General features: G+C 74.0%; 13 protein-coding genes. 8 read left to right on the top strand and 5 right to left on the bottom strand.

What is annotated here, in order from left to right; translation table 11 throughout:
- The 4 genes from nagZ to ABD665_RS11700 are packed head-to-tail and all read right to left on the bottom strand — an operon-like array spanning window position 1 to window position 4580.
- Window positions 1-1449: a beta-N-acetylhexosaminidase gene (gene nagZ / locus ABD665_RS11715; protein ID WP_204910503.1), complete on the bottom strand. Its 1449-nt coding sequence runs from the start codon at window positions 1447-1449 to the stop codon at window positions 1-3.
- Window positions 1446-2342, bottom strand: a complete 897-nt coding sequence (locus ABD665_RS11710) for an acyltransferase domain-containing protein (protein WP_204910504.1) — start codon at window positions 2340-2342, stop codon at window positions 1446-1448. The genes nagZ and ABD665_RS11710 overlap by 4 nt, the downstream gene beginning before the upstream one ends.
- Entirely contained in the window at window positions 2339-3484 is a 1146-nt protein-coding gene (gene nagA / locus ABD665_RS11705; RefSeq protein WP_204910505.1) for an N-acetylglucosamine-6-phosphate deacetylase, read from the bottom strand. The genes ABD665_RS11710 and nagA overlap by 4 nt, the downstream gene beginning before the upstream one ends.
- 22 nt (window positions 3485-3506) lie before the next feature.
- Complete coding sequence (locus ABD665_RS11700) at window positions 3507-4580, bottom strand: spore photoproduct lyase family protein (protein ID WP_344742394.1); 1074 nt, start codon at window positions 4578-4580, stop codon at window positions 3507-3509.
- Window positions 4581-4681: 101 nt separating this feature from the next.
- On the opposite strand from ABD665_RS11700, the gene ABD665_RS11695 reads away from it, so the two are divergent.
- The 8 genes from ABD665_RS11695 to ABD665_RS11660 all read left to right on the top strand — a co-directional run bounded on the left by ABD665_RS11695 (window position 4682) and on the right by ABD665_RS11660 (window position 12728).
- Window positions 4682-5239: a DJ-1/PfpI/YhbO family deglycase/protease gene (locus tag ABD665_RS11695; RefSeq protein WP_204910507.1), complete on the top strand. Its 558-nt coding sequence runs from the start codon at window positions 4682-4684 to the stop codon at window positions 5237-5239.
- 32 nt (window positions 5240-5271) lie between these two features.
- Window positions 5272-6141 (top strand): helix-turn-helix domain-containing protein, encoded by an 870-nt coding sequence (locus tag ABD665_RS11690; RefSeq protein WP_204910508.1) that lies wholly within the window; start codon window positions 5272-5274, stop codon window positions 6139-6141.
- Between the two features lie 3 nt (window positions 6142-6144).
- Window positions 6145-6561 (top strand): VOC family protein, encoded by a 417-nt coding sequence (locus ABD665_RS11685; RefSeq protein ID WP_204910509.1) that lies wholly within the window; start codon window positions 6145-6147, stop codon window positions 6559-6561.
- A 100-nt stretch (window positions 6562-6661) separates the two neighbouring features.
- Entirely contained in the window at window positions 6662-8218 is a 1557-nt protein-coding gene (locus ABD665_RS11680; RefSeq protein WP_204910510.1) for an amino acid permease, read from the top strand.
- Window positions 8215-8979, top strand: a complete 765-nt coding sequence (locus tag ABD665_RS11675; RefSeq protein WP_204910511.1) for an FCD domain-containing protein — start codon at window positions 8215-8217, stop codon at window positions 8977-8979. Before ABD665_RS11680 ends, ABD665_RS11675 begins: the two co-directional genes overlap by 4 nt.
- A 49-nt stretch (window positions 8980-9028) precedes the next feature.
- Window positions 9029-10405 carry a glutamine synthetase family protein gene (locus ABD665_RS11670; RefSeq protein WP_344742393.1) on the top strand — a complete coding sequence of 459 codons (1377 nt, stop codon included), beginning with the start codon at window positions 9029-9031 and terminating at the stop codon, window positions 10403-10405.
- Between the two features lie 16 nt (window positions 10406-10421).
- Window positions 10422-11801, top strand: coding sequence for an aldehyde dehydrogenase family protein (locus ABD665_RS11665; protein ID WP_344742392.1), 1380 nt, complete (start codon window positions 10422-10424; stop codon window positions 11799-11801).
- 150 nt (window positions 11802-11951) lie between these two features.
- The gene (locus ABD665_RS11660; RefSeq protein ID WP_344742391.1) at window positions 11952-12728 is read left to right on the top strand and encodes a 3-oxoacyl-ACP reductase; all 777 of its coding nucleotides are present in this window, start codon (window positions 11952-11954) and stop codon (window positions 12726-12728) included.
- 79 nt (window positions 12729-12807) lie between these two features.
- On the opposite strand, the gene ABD665_RS11655 is transcribed toward ABD665_RS11660, so the two are convergent.
- A complete protein-coding gene (locus ABD665_RS11655) occupies window positions 12808-17793 on the bottom strand; it encodes an Ig-like domain repeat protein (RefSeq protein WP_204910512.1) in 4986 nt (1661 codons plus the stop codon).
- Window positions 17794-17919 lie beyond the last annotated feature (126 nt).

Genomic DNA, 17919 nt, shown 5'->3' with positions numbered 1-17919 from the left:
TCAGCCCTCCCGCAACCAGGCCAGCAGCGCCCGGCCGACGCGTCGGGAGGCGCCGAAGGTGGCGACGTCGGCGTACGCGCGGTCGGGCGAGGGCCAGCCGAGGTCGACGACGAGGACGTCGCGGACCGACCGCAGCCGGTCGACCGTCGCCCGCGCCTCGGGGTGCCGGTGGACGTCGCGGCCAAGGACGAGCACGGGACCGTCCACGAGCGCACCGGGGTCGAGGACGTCGCCGGGACGCAGCACGACCTCGTCGTGGTCGGCGAGGTCGGGGCCCCAGGGCAGCACGCCGACCGCGATGTTCGGCTGCTCCTCGAGCCGCACCACGCCGAACCGGCCACCCGCACGGTCCCGCCAGGCGACCGCCGACGGGGACACGTCGAAGGTCGCGGCGAGCCGGTCGTCGGCGACCTCGTCGGCGACCGCCGGCGGCTCGGGCCGCGCGGCCCGCGCCGCGGTCAGGGTGTCGGCCATCGCGTGCACCCGCCCGACCGCCTCGGCGACGCGGCCGGCGTCCAGGCTCCCGTCGGCCACCGCCGCGCGTACGGCCCGCACGATCGCCTCGACCTGCGCGTCGGTGTTGTCGTTGCCCAGGCAGAGCAGGTCGCAGCCGGCGGCAAGCGCGCGCACCGCGCTCTCCGGGGTGCCCCCAGGGCTCGAGGCGCCGGCCATGTCGAGGGCGTCGGTGACCAGCACCCCCGTGAACCCGAGCTCCTCGCGCAGCAGCCCCGTCGCCACCGCGCGGCTGAAGGTCGCCGGCACGTCCGGGTCGACCTGCGGCAGGAGGATGTGGGAGGTCATCACCGCGACCGTCCCGGCCCGGACCGCCGCCGCGAACGGCACGAGCTCGCGTTCCCGCAGCTCGTCGAGCGACCGGTCCACGACCGGCAGCGACAGGTGCGAGTCGGTGGCGGTGTCGCCGTGGCCCGGGAAGTGCTTGGCCGTCGCCCCGATCCCGGTGGCCTGGACCCCGCGCGTCCACGCGGCACCGTGCCGGGCGACGAGGACGGCGTCGTCGCCGAAGCTGCGGACGCCGATGACCGGGTTGTCGGGGTCGTTGTTCACGTCAACGTCGGGCGCGAAGGTGAGCGTGCAGCCCGTACGCCGCAGCGCCCGCCCGACCTCCGCCGCGACGGCCTCGGTCGCCGCCAGGTCGTCGAGGCGGCCGAGCACCGCGTTGCCGGGGTAGGGCGAGCCGACGTCGGCGAAGAGCCGGGTGACGTCACCGCCCTCCTCGTCGAGGGCGACGACGGCGCGCGGGTTGGCCGCGAGGATCTCCGCGTTCAGGGCAGCGAGCTGGTCGTGGTCCGTGATGTTCCGTGCGAACAGGCACACGCCGCCGAGGCCCTCCCGTAGCCGGCGCCGGACCCAGTCCGGGAGCGTGGTGCCGGAGAAGCCGGGCAGCAGCGTGGGCAGCACGTCGACCCCGGTGCTCGTCGGCGTCGTCATCGAGCGAGCCGTCCGTCGACCACGAGCCAGTGGTTCCCGGAACGCCAGACCGACGCGATGGCCCGCTGCAGCGACGTCTCGGCCGGCACCGTCTGGAGGTCGGGTGCGTCCCGGCGGGCGAAGCCGAAGAACAGCGCGTCCTCGTCGCCGAGGCCGGGCATCCCGTACGTCCGCCAGCGCTGCTGGAACGCCGCCAGGTTGGACCCGGGCAGCAGGTCGGGGATGCGGGCGTCGAGCATCCAGCTGCGGCAGTGGACGTCCTGGGCCGGGACCTCCGCGAAGTGCGCGGCGAAGAACGGGAGGGCCGCGGCGAGCGAGGCGTCGACGTCCGCGGGCCGCAGCCGCTCGCCGCGCGGGATGTGGGTGGACAGCACCCACTCCTGGTCCGTCCCGTCGACGGTGGCCTGCCGCTCGAGGTCGAACTGCAGCCGCCCGAGCCGGTAGAGCGCGCCCGACCAGACGTAGCCCGCCTCCCACGCGTGGGTCCCGAGCCCGAAGCCGCCGTGCACGAGCCGGTGCACGCGGGTCTGCTGGCCCAGGTCGGCGAGCGTCGCCGCCGAGACGTCGGCCGGGACGCCCCGGCTCGCGTGGAAGCGGGCCACGACCGGGGCCGTCGCCAGCAGCGCGAGCAACGGCAGCACGCCCTGGTCGTCGGCCGGCAGCCCCTGCCACACGGCCGTTCCGTCCCGCGGGGGCAGGACGCCGACGCCGGCGACGAGTCGTCCGGCCGCCTGCTCCACGGCGGCGAGGTCGTCCGGGCGGTCGAGGACGCGGGCGGCGGCCGCCCGGACCTCGGCGGCGTCCTCGGCGCTGAAGCCGAGCGCGTCCACCCGCTGCGGCAGGTCTCCGGCCGCCAGCGCTGCGCGGACGTCGACCTCGACCGGGCCGGTCACGCGGTCTCCAGCCAGCGGCCCCGGCGCATCACGCGCTGCAGGCCGCCGTCGTCGTCGACCAGGCAGAGGTCGGCGGGCCCGCCCGCCTCGACCGTGCCGGCGTCGAGCCCGAAGTGCCGGGCGGCGTTCGTGGAGGCGGCGCGGGCGGCCGCCGCCAGGTCGCCGGTGATGGCGACGACCCGCGCGAAGGCCTGCGCCGTGGTCAGCGTGGAGCCGGCGATCGAGCCGGGCGTCCCGTCCTCGGTGACGAGGCGCGCCTGGCCGTCGACGACGCGGACGTCGAGGCTGCCGAGGCGGTACGGACCGTCGGGCATCCCGGCCGCGACCATCGCGTCGGTGACGAGCACGACGCCGTCCGGCCCGGCCGCGGCGAGCGCCATCCGGAGCACCTCCTCGACCACGTGGAAGCCGTCGGCGATGAGCTCGGCCGCGACCCGCGGGTCGGTCAGCAGCCGCGGGACCGGTCCGGGACGACGGTGGTGGACGGGCCGCATGGCGTTGAAGACGTGGGTGCCGACGTCGGCGCCCGCGTCGAGCGCGCGGGCCACCAGGTCGTCGTCGGCGGTCGTGTGGCCGACCGCGACGTGCACGCCCGCGGCGACGAGGCGGCGTACGGCGTCGATCCCGCCGTCCAGCTCGGGTGCGAGGGTGACCATGCGGAGGTGCCCGCGGCCCGCGTCGAGCAGGCGCTCGACCGCCGCGGGGTGCGGCGGACGGAGGAAGGCCGGTTCGTGGGCCCCCGCCTGGTCGGGCGAGAGGAACGGGCCCTCGAGGTGGATCCCGGCCAGCTGCCCGTCCTCGACGAGGTCGGCGAGCACGCCGAGCTGGGCCTCGAGGTCCTCGAGCGGGGCGGCGACGAGGCTCGCGAAGGTCGTGGTCGTGCCGTGGGCGGCGTGGAAGTCGCGCGCCACGAGGATCTCCTCGGCGTCGCCCGACGCGTAGTCGTGGCCGCCCCCGCCGTGCACGTGCGGGTCGACGAAGCCGGGGACGACCCAGCCGCCCAGGCGCTCGGCGCGCTCGTCGCCGTTGTTCGGGTAGACCGCGGCGACGCGGTCGCCCCGGACCTCCACGACGGCGTCGTCGAGCACCCCGCCCGGGGTGACGACGTGCGCGGCCCGGAACCGTTGGACGTCGTCGGTCACCGGCTCAGGCTAAGGGGCGGGCTCAGAAGGCGTAGCGGACGGTGCACCAGGGCGCCCGCTCGGCGATCAGCGCCAGCAGCTGCTCGACGTGGCGCTGCTTGTCGCGCCAGGCGTACCGGACGTTCACGGCGCCGTTCTGGGAGCGCTTCGGCTCCTGGATCGCCGGCTGCCAGAGCAGGTCCTCGGCCTTGGGGTGCCAGCCGAGGTTGACCTCGTGCAGCTGCTCGTTGTGCGTGAGGAAGATGACCTCGCAGGCCAGCTGGGCCTTGGTGGCCTCGGAGGTCGCGTCGCCGAGCGCGTCGAGCAGGTCGGCCCAGCGGGCCAGCCAGCCGTCCTCGACCACGACCGGCGAGAAGTTCACGTGCACCTCGTAGCCCGCCTCGACGAAGTCGTCGATCGCGGCCAGCCGCTCCGCCACCGGGCTGGTGCGGATGTCGAGCAGCTTCGCCGTCGCCTCCGGCATCAGCGAGAAGCGCACCCGCGTCCGCCCCTGCGGGTCCCAGGTCAGGAGGTCGCGGTTCACGTACTTGGTCGCGAAGGACGCCTTGGCGTCCGGCAGCCCGCGGAACGTGGCCACGAGGTCGGCCACGTTGTCGCTGATCAGCGCGTCGACGCTGCAGTCGCTGTTCTCGCCGAGGTCGTAGACCCAGGCGGTCGGGTCGCACTGGTTGGGCTCGGTCTTCGGCCCCTGCCGCCGGACGTGGCGGGCGAGGTAGCCGGTGATCTGCTCGATGTTCGTGAAGACCGTGACCGGGTTGCTGTAGCCCTTGTGCCGCGGGACGTAGCAGTAGGCGCAGGCCATCGCGCAGCCGTTGCTCGTCGACGGCGCGATGAAGTCGGCCGAGCGCCCGTTCGGCCGCGCCCGCAGCGACTTGAGGACGCCCAGGACGAGCGCCTCGCGCTTGATCCGGACCCAGCGCCGCACGTTGGCCTCGTCGCCGTGCAGCTCGGGGATCTGCCAGTGGCTGGCGACCTCCACGAGCTCGGCGCCCGGCCAGCGGCCGACGACCTGCTGGCCGCGCGGGGAGGCCAGGGCTGCCGGCTCGGCGTAGATCCGCCGGACGTCGAGCAGCGGTGGTGCGGTCGTGGTGCTCACCCACCCAGTCTGGCGACGACCTCTGACAGTTCCGGCGGGCTGCGCGCCGATCTGGGTAACCCACCTCGAGAGCACTTCCATCGACGAGAGGACCGACGAACATGGCGGACGAGCTGAGCGGACGCACGGTGGCGTTCCTGATGGCGAACGCGGGCGTGGAGCAGGTCGAGCTGACCGGGCCGCGCGACGCGCTGATCGAGGCCGGCGCCCGGGTCGTGCTGCTGGCCCCCGAGAAGGACATCATCCAGGCGTTCAACAACGACGTCGAGAAGGGCGACACGTTCGACGCGGACCTCGCGGTGAGCGACGCCGACCCGGCCGACTACGACCTGCTGGTGCTGCCCGGCGGGACGACGAACCCCGACAAGCTGCGCCTGGACCAGGACGCGGTCGGGTTCGTGAGGCGCTTCGCCGAGAGCGGCAAGCCGGTCGGCGCGATCTGCCACGGCCCGTGGACGCTCGTCGAGGCGGGCGTCGTGCGCGGCAAGACGCTGACGAGCTGGCCGTCGCTGCACACCGACATCGCCAACGCGGGCGGCGACTGGCGCGACGAAGAGGTGTTCCGCTGCCCGATGGACCCCTTCGTCCTCATCACCAGCCGCAAGCCCGACGACATCCCCGCCTTCGGCGAGGCGCTGGTGAAGGAGCTGTCCGCCTAGTCAGAACGCTCCTCAGCCACGACGATGAGGGAGTGAGCGCGGAGGCGGTCGGCACCTCGTCGTACGCGCACGCCGACCTGCTCCCCGGCGTCCTGGGGAGCACGGTCGGCTACGCGAGCACGGCGTCGGAGGAGGCGCTGCACCGCGGCGTCCCGGCGCCGTGGCTGACGTTCATCCTCAGCCTCGACGGTCCGGTGGTGTGGTCGGAGGACGAGGCGGACCTGGGCACGGCGGCCGAGCGCCGCGAGGACGTGGTCCTCGGGCCGCTGCACACCCGGGCGGCGTTCGTCCGGATGCCGCGGCGGCAGGCGGGCATCCAGCTGACCGTGCACCCGCTGGCCGCGCGCCGGCTGCTGGGCGTGCGGACGTCCGAGCTCGACCAGGGTCGCGTCTCCGGCGTCGACGTGCTCGGGCCGCAGGTCGAGGCCCTGCGGCAGCGCCTGGTCGAGACGCCGACCTGGCCCGAGCGGTTCGTCGTGCTCGAGGCGTACGTCCGCGACCGGGTGGAGCGCGCGCCCGCCTCGGCCTCGGTCCGCCCCGAGCTCGCGGAGGCGTGGCGCTGGCTGCGGCGCACCGGGGGCCGGGAGCGCCTGGACGGGCTCGCCCGGCACGTCGCGCTGAGCCACCGCCACCTCGGCACCCTGTTCTCCACCGAGCTCGGGCTCTCCCCCAAGCGGGTCGCGCGGCTGGTCCGCTTCGACGCGGCGATGGGGCGCCTGACGGCGTCGGTCCGGACCGGGCGCCCGGTCACGTTCGCCGCCCTCGCCACGGAGGCCGGCTATGCGGACCAGTCGCACCTCGACCGCGAGTTCCGCGCGCACCTCGGCACGAGCCCCACCGGGTGGCTGGCCGAAGAGCTCCGGAACGTTCAAGCCGGCGGCCACCGCAACGGTGAGGCTTGAGCCATGACCACGCAGACGAACGGCACCACCACCCGGACCCCCGCCCCGACCGTCTGGCCGGCGTTCCAGGCCGACGACGCCCACGCCATGATCGACTTCCTCGTCGACGTCGTCGGGTTCCGTCGGACGGCCGTCTACCCCGAGGGCGAGCTGGTCGCGCACGCCCAGCTCGACTGGCCCGAGGGCGGCGGCGTGATGCTCGGCAGCCGCCGCGAGACCTCCGGCGTCGCCCCTGGGATCGCCAGCATCTACGTCGTCACCGACCACGTGGACGAGGTGCACGACCGGGTGCGGGACGCCCCGGGCGTCACGATCACGCGTCCGCCCTCCGACACCGGCTACGGCAGCCACGAGTTCGTGATGACCGACCCCGAGGGCAACTTCTGGTCCTTCGGCACCTACCGCGGGGAACCCTCCTGACTCCAAGGCGCCAAAAGGTCTGAGGTCTGACCATTGACGGCGGCGCTCGGACTCCGACAAGATCATCGGCACCATCCCGCCGCCCGAGACGGAACCGCCGATGACGAGCACGCCCAAGCAGGTCGACCCCGTGGACGCCGCCCTCGACGAGGACGCCAGAGCCCTCGCCGAGCTGGGCTACACCCAGGAGCTCCACCGCGGGATGTCGGGGTTCTCGAACTTCGCCGTCTCGTTCTCGATCATCTCGATCCTCGCCGGGTGCATCACCTCGTACGGGATCGCGCTCCGCTCCGGCGGTCCGTCCACGCTCGTGCTGGGCTGGCTGATCGTCGGCGTCCTCGTGCTCGCCGTCGCCGCCGCGATGGCCGAGGTGTGCTCGCGCTACCCGACCGCGGGCGGCCTCTACTTCTGGGCCGGACGGCTCGCGAAGAAGAACCGCCGCGAGTGGGCCTGGTTCACCGGCTGGTTCAACTTCCTGGGGGAGGTCGCGGTCACCGCGGCGATCGACTTCGGCTGCGCCACCACGTGGATGGCGTTCATGAACCTGGTCTGGGGCGTCGAGGCCACCGCCCCGCTGACGTTCGGGCTGTTCGTGATCATCATCGTGGTCCACGCGCTGCTGAACGTCTTCGGCGTCAACCTCGTCAGCCTGCTGTCCAGCGTCTCCGCCTGGTGGCACGTCGGCGGCGTGCTGATCATCGTCGGCGCGCTGTGGATCCTGCCCGAGAAGCACCAGTCGGTGTCGTGGACCCTGACGGGCTTCCACAACGAGACGGGCTGGAGCTTCACCCCGTACGTCTTCCTCCTCGGCCTGCTGATGGCGCAGTACACCTACACGGGCTACGACGCCTCGGCCCACGTGGCGGAGGAGACCAAGAACGCCGCCAAGGCCGCCCCGCGCGGCATCGTCACGAGCGTGCTCGTCTCGGTGATCGGCGGCTTCGTCCTGCTCTACTCGATCACCGCCGCGATCACGGACCGCAGCGAGGAGGGCCTGGCCAAGCTGTCCGAGTCGTCCACCGGCCTGCCGCCCGCGCAGATCTTCCTCGACTCCCTGAACAGCCCCGGCGTGGCCAAGTTCCTGCTGTTCATCGTCTGCGTCGCCCAGTTCTTCTGCGGCATGGCCTCGGTCACCGCGAACTCGCGCATGTCGTACGCGTTCTCCCGCGACAACGCGCTGCCGGGCTCGCGCCTCTGGGCCAAGGTCAACCCGCGCACCGGCACCCCGACCAACTCGATCTGGCTCTGCGTGGTCCTGTCGATCATCCTGGCCTCGCCCGCCCTGGTCAGCTCGACGGCGTACTTCGCGGTCACCTCGATCGCGGTCATCGGGCTCTACATCGCGTACGTCATCCCGGTCCTGCTGCGCCGGCTCAACTCCGACTTCGTCCCCGGCCCCTGGAACCTCGGCCGCTGGAGCGCGCTGATCGGCTGGGTCGCGGTCGTCTGGGTCGTGATCATCTGCATCCTCTTCGTCCTGCCGCCGGTCTCCCCGGTGGACGTCAGCACGTTCAACTACGCGCCGGTCGCGGTGCTCGTGGTGCTGGCGTTCGCGTTCGTCAGCTGGCACGTCAAGGGCAAGAAGACCTTCATGAACGGCCCCGCCCAGGACGCCGCCCGTCGGGACGAGGCCGTCACGACCCCGGACGCCGGGTGAGCGATCGCGACCAGCTGGCCCACGACGTCCTGACGGCGTCGCGGGGCCGGTCGGGCGGCGAGCAGGCCCCGGGCGGGCGGCCGACGTTCGAGAGCTGCGTCGAGCGCCTGGCCACGGCCATCCGCCTCGGCGTCTACCCGTACGGCAGCACGCTGCCCCCGGAACGCGAGCTCGCCGGCCTCCTCGGCGTCTCCCGCGCCACCGTGCGCGAGGCGATCGCGGCGCTGCGCGAGGCCGGGATGGTGCGCACCACCCGCGGCCGCGGGGGCGGGAGCGTGGTGGACCACGAGCCGCCGACGCCGGGCAGCGAGCCGGGCGACCCGACCGGAGCCTCGGCGCTGCGGCGACCCGAGCTGCTCGACGCCCTCGTGTTCCGTCGGGTGGTCGAGCCGGGCGCGTGCTTCGTGGCCTCCACGGTGGGTCGCTCGGCGACCGACCTCGAGGAGCTCCGGGCCGCGCACGAGCGGGTGCGGTCCGCGCAGAACCCGGCCGAGCACCGCCAGGCCGACTCCCGGCTGCACCTGGCCATCGCCGCGCTGACCGGCTCGGCCTACCTCGTCGACGCCGTCACGCAGGTCCAGGCCGCGGTGCACGAGATGCTGCTGGCGATCCCCGTCCTCCCCGTGAACATCGAGCACTCGAGCGCGCAGCACGCGGAGATCGTGGCCGCGGTCGAGGCCCGCGAGCCGGAACGGGCTCGCCGCGCGATGGAGGAGCACTGCGACGACACCGCCGCCCTGCTGCGAGGGTTGCTGAGATGAGGACGTCACCCATGATCCGCACGACGACGACCCGGACGAGGACGACACCGTGAGCACCGCGACCCGCCAGCCGCCCAACGACCGCTACCTCAGCGTCGACGCCCTGCGTGCGGAGGTCGCGCGCGGCGACATCGACACCGTCGTCGTCGCGCTGACCGACATGCAGGGCCGCCTGCAGGGCAAGCGCATGCACGCGGCGTACTTCCTCGAGCACGTCCTCGGGCAGGGCACCGAGGGCTGCAACTACCTGCTCGCCGTGGACGTCGACATGAACACGGTCCCCGGCTACGCGCTCACCTCGTGGGAGTCGGGCTACGGCGACCTCGAGTTCGCCCTCGACCTCGCGACGCTGCGCCGGCTGCCGTACGAGCCCGGCGCCGCGATGGTCCAGTGCGACCTCGTGCAGCTCGACCACTCCCCCGTGCCGCAGTCGCCGCGCACGATGCTGACCACGCAGCTCGACCGGCTGGCCGAGCGCGGCCTGGTCGCCCTGGCCGGGACCGAGCTGGAGTTCATCGCCTTCCAGACGTCGTACGAGGACGCCTGGAGCTCGGGCTACCGCGACCTCGTCGCGGTGAACCAGTACAACGTCGACTACTCGATCCTCGGTGGCGGTCGCGCGGAGCCGCTGCTCCGCGAGATCCGCAACGCCATGTACGCCGCGGGGATGGACGTCGAGTCGGCCAAGGGCGAGTGCAACCTCGGTCAGCACGAGATCGGCTTCCTCTACGCCGACGCGCTCACCACCGCCGACAACCACGCCGTCTACAAGACCGCGGCCAAGCAGATCGCCGCCAACCGCGGCCAGTCGCTGACCTTCATGGCCAAGTACAACGAGCGCGAGGGTTCGTCGTGCCACGTGCACCTCTCGCTGCGCGGGGCGGACGGGTCGACGACGTTCTGGTCCGAGGGCAGGCGGACGAAGGAGTACGAGGCCTTCATCGCCGGGCTGCTGGCCACCATGGCCGACTTCACGCTGCTCTACGCGCCGAACGTCAACTCCTACAAGCGCTTCGCCGCCGGGTCGTTCGCGCCGACGACGATCGCCTGGGGCGAGGACAACCGCACCTGCGCCGTACGCCTCGTGGGCCACGGCAAGGGCGCCCGGCTCGAGAACCGGGTCCCGGGCGGCGACGTGAACCCCTACCTGGCGATCGCGGCCATGATCGCCGGCGGGCTGCACGGCATCGACGAGGGCCTCGAGCTCGGGCCGGCGCTGGTCGGGAACGCGTACGAGTCCGACCACCCGAAGGTGCCGCAGACGCTGCGCGACGCCCGCGACGCGTTCAGCTCCTCGGCGGTCGCGCGCGCCTGCTTCGGCGACGAGGTCGTCGACCACTACACGCGGATGGCCGAGGTCGAGCTGACCGCCTTCGACGCCGCCGTGACCGACTGGGAGCTGCGCCGCAGCTTCGAACGCATGTGAGGACGAAGACACCGCTGTGAGCACCACCCTGGACACCCCCGACACCTGGGACGTCGTCAATCCGGCGACCGAGCAGGTCATCACCACCGTCGCCCTGACCTCGCTCGCGGAGACCGACGCCGCGATCGAGCGTGCGGCCGAGGCGTTCCCCGCCTGGCGCGACGTCGCCCCGAGCGACCGCGCCCGGCTGCTGCGGTCGTTCGCCCGCACGGTCGAGGCGCACGTCGACGAGCTGGCCGACCTCGAGGTCCGCAACGCCGGGCACGTCGTCGGCAACGCCCGTTGGGAGGCCGACCAGGTCGCCCGGGTCCTCGAGTACTACGCGGGCGCGCCGGAGCGGCAGTTCGGACGGCAGATCCCCGTGCCCGGCGGGATCGACGTGACGTTCCACGAGCCGCTCGGCGTCGTCGGGCTGATCGTGCCGTGGAACTTCCCGATGCTCATCGCCTCGTGGGGCTTCGCGCCCGCCCTGGCCGCGGGCTGCACGGTCGTCCTCAAGCCGGCCGAGCTGACGCCGCTGTCGGCGATGCGGCTCGCCGAGCTCGCGCTCGAGGCCGGGCTGCCGGAGGGTGTGTTCACCGTGCTGCCCGGACGCGGGCCGGTCGTCGGCGAGCGGTTCGTCACGCACCCGCTGGTCCGCAAGGTCGCGTTCACGGGCTCCACGAAGGTCGGCAAGCAGGTGCTCCGCGGCTGCGCCGAGCAGGTCAAGCGCTGCACCCTCGAGCTCGGCGGCAAGAGCGCGAACATCGTCTTCGCCGACGCGGACGTGGCCGCCGCGGCCGCCGCGGCGCCGGGCGGCGTCTTCGACAACGCCGGGCAGGACTGCTGCGCGCGGTCGCGGATCCTCGTGCAGAACTCGGTGCGCGACGAGTTCCTCGAACGGTTCCAGGCCGCGCTCGCCTCGTTCGTCGTCGACGACCCGACCTTCGAGGACGCGCAGATGGGGCCGCTGATCTCGGCGGGCCAGCGCGACCGCGTACGCGGCTACCTCGACGGCGTCGACGTCGCCTTCGCCGGCACGACGCCGGACGGGCCCGGCTTCTGGGTGCCGCCGACCGTCGTCCTCGCCTCGTCGACGCAGCAGCCGGTGTGGCGCGAGGAGGTGTTCGGCCCGGTGGTCGCCGTGCTCGGGTTCGAGGACGAGGCCGAGGCCGTCGCGCTCGCGAACGACAGCGACTACGGCCTGTCCGGGTCGATCTTCACCCGCGACGTCGGCCGCGCGCTGCGCGTCGCCCGGGCGGTCGAGTCGGGCAACCTCAGCGTGAACTCGCACTCCTCGGTCCGCTACTGGACGCCGTTCGGCGGCTACAAGCAGTCGGGCCTCGGCCGCGAGCTCGGACCGGACGCGCCCGACGCGTTCACCGAGACCAAGAACGTCTTCTTCAGCCAGTCCTGACGCGTCATCCCGCCCGCCTCGACCACGAGGCGCACCTTGTTCGTCGAGGCGCACCCTGCAGGGTGCGCGCGGTCGGGCAAGGTACGCCTCGTGCCGGAGGCGGGTGCGTAGACGTCAGCAACGAGTCATCAACGAGAGGCAGGGAGAGCAGTGGTGGAACGAGAGGGCCGCGTCGAGGGCCGTACGGCGGTCGTCACCGGAGGGTGCTCCGGCATCGGCCTGGCGTCGGCGCGCCGGCTCGCGAGCGAGGGCGCGCACGTGGTCGTCGGTGACCTCGACGAGCGGCGTGGGCCCGAGGTGGCCGCCGAGCTCGGCGGGATCTTCGTCCGGACCGACGTGACCGACCCCGAGGGGGTCGAGGCGCTGTTCGCGGCGGCCAAGGACACGTACGGCTCGGTCGACGTGGCGTTCAACAACGCGGGCATCTCCCCGCCCGACGACGACTCGATCCTGGTCACGGGCCTCGACGCGTGGCGTCGCGTGCAGGAGGTGAACCTGACGTCGGTCTACCTCTGCTGCAAGGCCGCGCTGCCGCACATGATCGAGCAGGGCCGCGGGTCGATCATCAACACCGCGTCGTTCGTCGCGGTCATGGGCGCGGCGACGTCGCAGATCTCCTACTCCGCCTCCAAGGGCGGCGTGCTCTCGATGAGCCGCGAGCTGGGCGTCGAGTTCGCCCGCCAGGGCATCCGCGTCAACGCGCTGTGCCCCGGCCCGGTGAACACCCCGCTCCTGCAGGAGCTCTTCGCCTCCGACCCCGAGCGGGCCGCCCGCCGGCTCGTGCACGTGCCCATGGGCCGGTTCGCGGAACCCGAGGAGATCGCGAACGCCGTCCTCTGGCTCGCCTCCGACGAGTCGAGCTTCGTCACCGCGAGCACGTTCCTCGTCGACGGCGGCATCAGCGGGGCGTACGTCACCCCGCTCTGAGGTCGGGTCCGTCAACGATGAGGATCGTCCACCGGCATCGGTGCGCGATCCTCATCGCTGTCGGGGGGACGTGCGGGCCTCACCGACGGGGAGACCGCCGCCGGCCGAGTGACAGCGTGCCGGAACCGGCGGCCAGCAGCAGCAGCCCGCCCACGAGCAGGGCGGCGGCCGGTCCACCCGTGGAGGCCAGGGAGCCGTGGTGGTCGGTGCTGCCCGGTCCGTCGCTGACCGGGTCCGTGCCGCCCGAACCGGCACCGCTACCCGAACCGTCCCCGCCGGGATCGTCCCCGCCCGGGCTGTCGTCTTCCCCCGGAGCGGCGACCTCGACGTCGAACGTGGCGGTCGACGCCTCGTAGCGGTCGTCGCCGGAGTAGTCCGCCCGGACGGTCTGCGTGCCCGCCGTCAGCGCGGTGGTCGTGCAGCGCGTCGCGGGCAGGGCGACCGTGCAGAGCGCGGTGCCGCCGCTGCTGAGCACGACGGTCCCGGTCGCGCCGTCCGGCAGGGACCCGACGACCAGGACCACGTCCGAGCCGGCGACGGCGTCGCCCTCGTGGTCGCCCTCGACCTGGGTCGGGGCCTTCGCCACGGTGAGCTCGAGCGGGACGGCGGCCGGCTCGTGCCCGGCGTCGCCGGAGTAGGTGGCGAGCACGGCGTAGCCGCCCGGCTCCAGCGACGCGGGGGTGCGGCAGCGGTCGTCGTCGCCGACCACGACGGAGCACAGCAGCGCCCCGTCCGCGTCGTCGACCGTGAAGCGGACCGTCCCGCCGGCGCCGGGCGGCAGGCCGGCGTACGCGAGGGTCACGGGTACGCCGTACGTGGTCCGGCCCGGCTCGACCGTCGCCGTGAAGCCCGCGACGGTGCTGCGGACGACGTCGAACGTGGTCGACGCCTCGCTGGCCTCGTGGCTCGCGTCGCCGGAGTAGACGGCACGCACGGGGTAGGTGCCGACCGGGAGGTCGGAACCCGTCTCGCACCGGTCCGTTCCGGCGGGCCCGCCCAGACGCACCTCGCAGAGGGCCCGGTCGCCCGACGTGAAGGTGACCGTGCCGCCCGCGCCCGCGGGCAGGCCGGAGACGAGCAGCGCCTGCGCGGAGCCGTGGGTGACCTGGGGTGTCCGCGGGCTCACCACCAGGGAGGTGGCCACCGGCACGACGCTGAACCCCGTCGAGGCCGTGACCGGCGCGAAGCGCTCGTCGCCGCCGTACGTCGCGAGCACCGGGTAGACGCCGACGGCGAGGTCGTCGGCCGTCGCGCAGGCCCGGGTGAGCGTCACGTCGGGCACCGTGCACAGCGTGCGACCGCGCGACGTGAAGACCACGCTCCCCGTCGCCGTCGGCGGCAGCCCGCCGAACGTCAGCGTCGCGGCGGTGCCGTAGCGGACGCCGGCCGTGCTGGTGGTGAGGTCGAGCGCCGGCTGGGACCGCTCGACGGTGAAGGACGTCGTCGCCGTGGACCCGGCGAAGCGCTCGTCGCCGCCGTACGTCGCGGTCACGGCGTAGCGGCCGGTCGCGAGCCCGGCGGCGCCCGTGCAGGTCGACGCCGCCGTCACGTCCTCCACGGTGCAGAGCGTGACGCCGTCCGCGGCGAAGGTCACGCGGCCCGTGGCGCCGACCGGCAGCCCACCGAACCCCAGCGTCTCGGCGCTCCCCCAGGGGACGGTCGGCCGTCCCACCGACGCCGAGAGGTCCGTCGGCGCGAGGGTCACGACGAAGCGCGTGGTCGCGGTCGACCCCTCGTGCTCGGCGTCGCCGGCGTAGGTCGCGGTCACCTCGTACGGTCCGACCGGCAGGCCGCCCGGGGCCGAGCAGCTGTCGGCCGCGGTCACGTCCTCGACCGTGCAGAGGACCCGGTCCCCCGCCGAGAAGGTCACGGCCCCCGTGGCCGCCGCGGGCAGGCCGCCGTGGCTCAGCGTCTCCGCCGTCCCGTACGGCACCTCGGCCGCGCTGGTCCCGGCCGTCAGCGCGGTGGCGGCCTTCCGCACGACGAACGCCGCGTCCGCGCTCGAGCCCCGGTGGTTCGGGTCGCCGGGGTAGCGGGCCGTCACCGCGTACGCACCGCTGCGCAGCGTCGCCGACGTCGAGCAGCTGCTCGCGGCGGTGACGTCGGGCACCCGGCAGAGCACGGCGCCGGACGCGTCGGTGAACCTGACCGGGCCGGTCGCGGCCCCGGGGAGCCCGCCGAACGACAGCGTCTGGGCCAGGCCGTGGTCGAGCGGGTCGGCGGCGACCGCGGCCCACAGCGTGGTGGCGGCGGGCCGGACCTCGAAGGCCACGGCGGCCGAGGCCGCGTCGTGGTCGTCGTCGCCGGAGTAGGCGGCGGTCACGTCGTAGCCGGCCGCGTCCAGGTCCGCGGCGGTCGTGCAGCTGCTGGCCGCGGTGACGTCGGCGACCTCGCACAGGGTCCGACCGCCCGCGGTGAACCGGACCGACCCGGTCGCGCCGGGCACGAGCCCGCTGAACGACAGCGTGTCCGGCGTCCCGTACGTCGGGGTGGGGTCGGAGACCGCGGCCGCGAAGCTCGGCGAACCGGCCGCCGTCACCGTCAGCGCGGTGGTGGCGCTCGACGGCTCGTGGTGACGGTCGCCGCCGTACGCCGCGGTGACCGGGTGCTCGCCGCGGCCCAGGTCGTCGGGGGACGCGCAGCTGGCGGCCTCGTCGACGTCGACCACGCAGAGGGTCCGCGCGCCGGAGGTGAAGGTCACGGTCCCGGTCGCGGCGGCGGGCAGCCCGCTGAAGGAGAGGGTGCTGGTCGTGCCGAACGGCACCGAGGGGTCGCTGACCGCGGCGACCAGCGCCGTCGCCGCCCGCACGACCGTGAAGGTCGTGCCGGCCTCGGCCGGCGCATGACGGGCGTCGCCGAAGTAGCGCGCGGTGACCGCGTACGTGCCGGTGTCGGTGCCCGTCGGGATCTGGCAGCTGCCCGTGACGGCGACGTCGTCGATCCCGCAGAGCAGAGCACCCTCGGCGTCGACGAAGCGCACCGTGCCGGTGGCGTCGGCCGGCAGCCCGGCGACGGACAGGGTGTCGCCGGCGCCGTACGGGACCGTCTCCTGGCTGACTGCCGCGTGCAGGTCGACGGGCGCCAGCGCGACCGAGAAGGACGTGGTCGCCGTGGTCGCGGCGAAGCGCGCGTCCCCGGAGTAGCGCGCCGTGACCGGGTAGGACCCGACGTCGAGGCCGGAGGAGGTGCCGCAGCTCGAGGCCGTCGTGACGTCGTCGACGACGCACAGCGTCGTCCCGCCCGCGGTGAAGGTGACCGAGCCGGTGGCCGCCGCGGGCAGGCCGCCGTAGGAGAGCACGACGGGCGTCCCGTACGCGACGCGCTCGGCGCTGACGCCGGCCGTCAGCCCGGGCGCCGCCCGCGTCACCTCGAGGGAGGTGGACGCGCTCCGGGACGTGTAGGCGGCGTCCCCGCCGTACGTGACCAGCACCGGGTAGGTCCCCGGCTCCAGCAGCGCGGGCGCGTCGCACGAGGTGGTCGGCAGCTCGGTGGTGCACCAGGTCGTGCCGCCCGAGGCGAAGGTCAGCACCCCCGTAGCGTCCTGAGGCAGGCCCGTCGCCCAGAGCGTGGCCGGGGACCCGTACGCGGTCCGGGCGGGCGTCGCCCGGGCGCCGAAGCCGACGACCGACACCCCGCGCGTGGCCTGCGCCGGGTTAGCGTCGGTGGACGAGACCAGCGCCTTGACGCTCAGCCCCGACGTGGTGACGGACCCGACCTGCACGGGCACGTCCAGCACCGGCAGCGCCTGGCCGGGCTCGATCGGCGACGTCGGCGTGTGGGTGCAGGTGACGACCTGGCCGGCGGTCGAGCACGCGTAGCCGGCGCTCGTCGGGGTGGTCGGGGTCAGTCCCGCCGGGAAGGTCGTGGTGACGGTCACCGGGCGGTTCTCGGGGCCCTGCGTCGGGTCGAGGGTGGGCGTCACGGTGAGGACCGCCGGGCTGTCGGCGAGCAGCGCGCCGCCCTGGTTGTCGCTGAGGCCGACGTCGAGGTCCGGCAGCTGGCCGTTCAGCGTGGAGGAGACCAGGTTGTTGATCTCGTGGATCTCGTCGTTGCCGCCGGTGGAGGCGGACCAGCCGAAGGTCAGCTGGTAGGGCAGGCCGGTGTCCGGGTCGTAGTAGGAGGCGGGATAGCCGAAGCTCTGCAGCGCGGCGGCCGTCGGCAGGGCCCCGGTCATCGTCTGCTGGGACCCGCCGACCGGGGTGAAGGCGATCATCCAGCTGCGCGCGGGCACGGCCACGCCGCCGAGCGAGGTGGTGGGGTCGGCGGCCGGGTTGAGCGCGATCTCCACGGGCACGGGCGCCGGGCGGGACGTCGCGCTCCGCGCGTCGAGCGTGCCCGCCGTGACCTGCTGGGTGCCGGCGATGCAGTAGCCGGACGTGCCGTTGCCCGGTCCGCGGACGGTGACGTTCTGCGGCGCCGACGTCGACGTCGCGCAACCGGTGCCCCCGTAGGACGAGCTGCGGAAGTTGCCGTAGACGTCCAGGCCGAAGCCGAGGTAGCCGTTCGCCACGCCCGGCTGGGCGGGCGTCGCGCCCTTGGCCGCGGCCGCGCTGTAGCCGAGGGAGCCCCCGACCGGTCCGGTGGTCGCCGGGGGTGACGGGTTGCTCGGGTCGGTCGCGGCGAGGACGAACCCGATCCCGTCGGCGCCCGGGGGGTGCGCGGAGGCCCACTGGTAGCTGGCGAAGCGGACGTCCAGCCCCTGGCTCGTCGGGAGGCTCGTCGTGTTGTAGACGGTGCCGACGACGTTGAGGTCGTTCGCCGTGAGCCTGAGCGTGCCCGGCCCGCTGTCGACGGCGCGCGCCCGGCAGGCCCGGACGGGGGCCTGGGTGGTGTCGGTGCCGGCCGTGAGGCACGCGCCGTTCGGCTTCCCCGACGCGGGTGGGAGGAACCAGGTGTTCTCCGCGGTCGTGCGGCCGGTGAAGCCCTCCGAGGTCAGGCTGGTGACCGCGGGCGCGGCGGCCCGGGCGTCCAGGGCCACCGTCCAGGTGGCGAGCAGCGAGAGCACGACCAGGCCGAGACCCGCGCGGCGGCGCGGTCCAGGGCGTGACGGGGCGCGTGACGTCATGGGCGGGGGCTCCAGGCGGGGACGCAGCAGACAGGGTGACGGGCGCCGGCCGACCGATCGCGGCACCGAACACGGATGCTAGGCGTCCGGGTTCGCTCGCCGCAATTCTTACGTAATTCGAAACTT

It is taken from the genome of Microlunatus spumicola (assembly GCF_039536445.1).
GTDB classification, from domain to species: Bacteria; Actinomycetota; Actinomycetes; order Propionibacteriales; family Propionibacteriaceae; genus Microlunatus; species Microlunatus spumicola.
The sequence above is the reverse complement of the archived record's forward strand: the minus strand, read 5'-3'. Positions and strand labels throughout refer to the sequence as shown.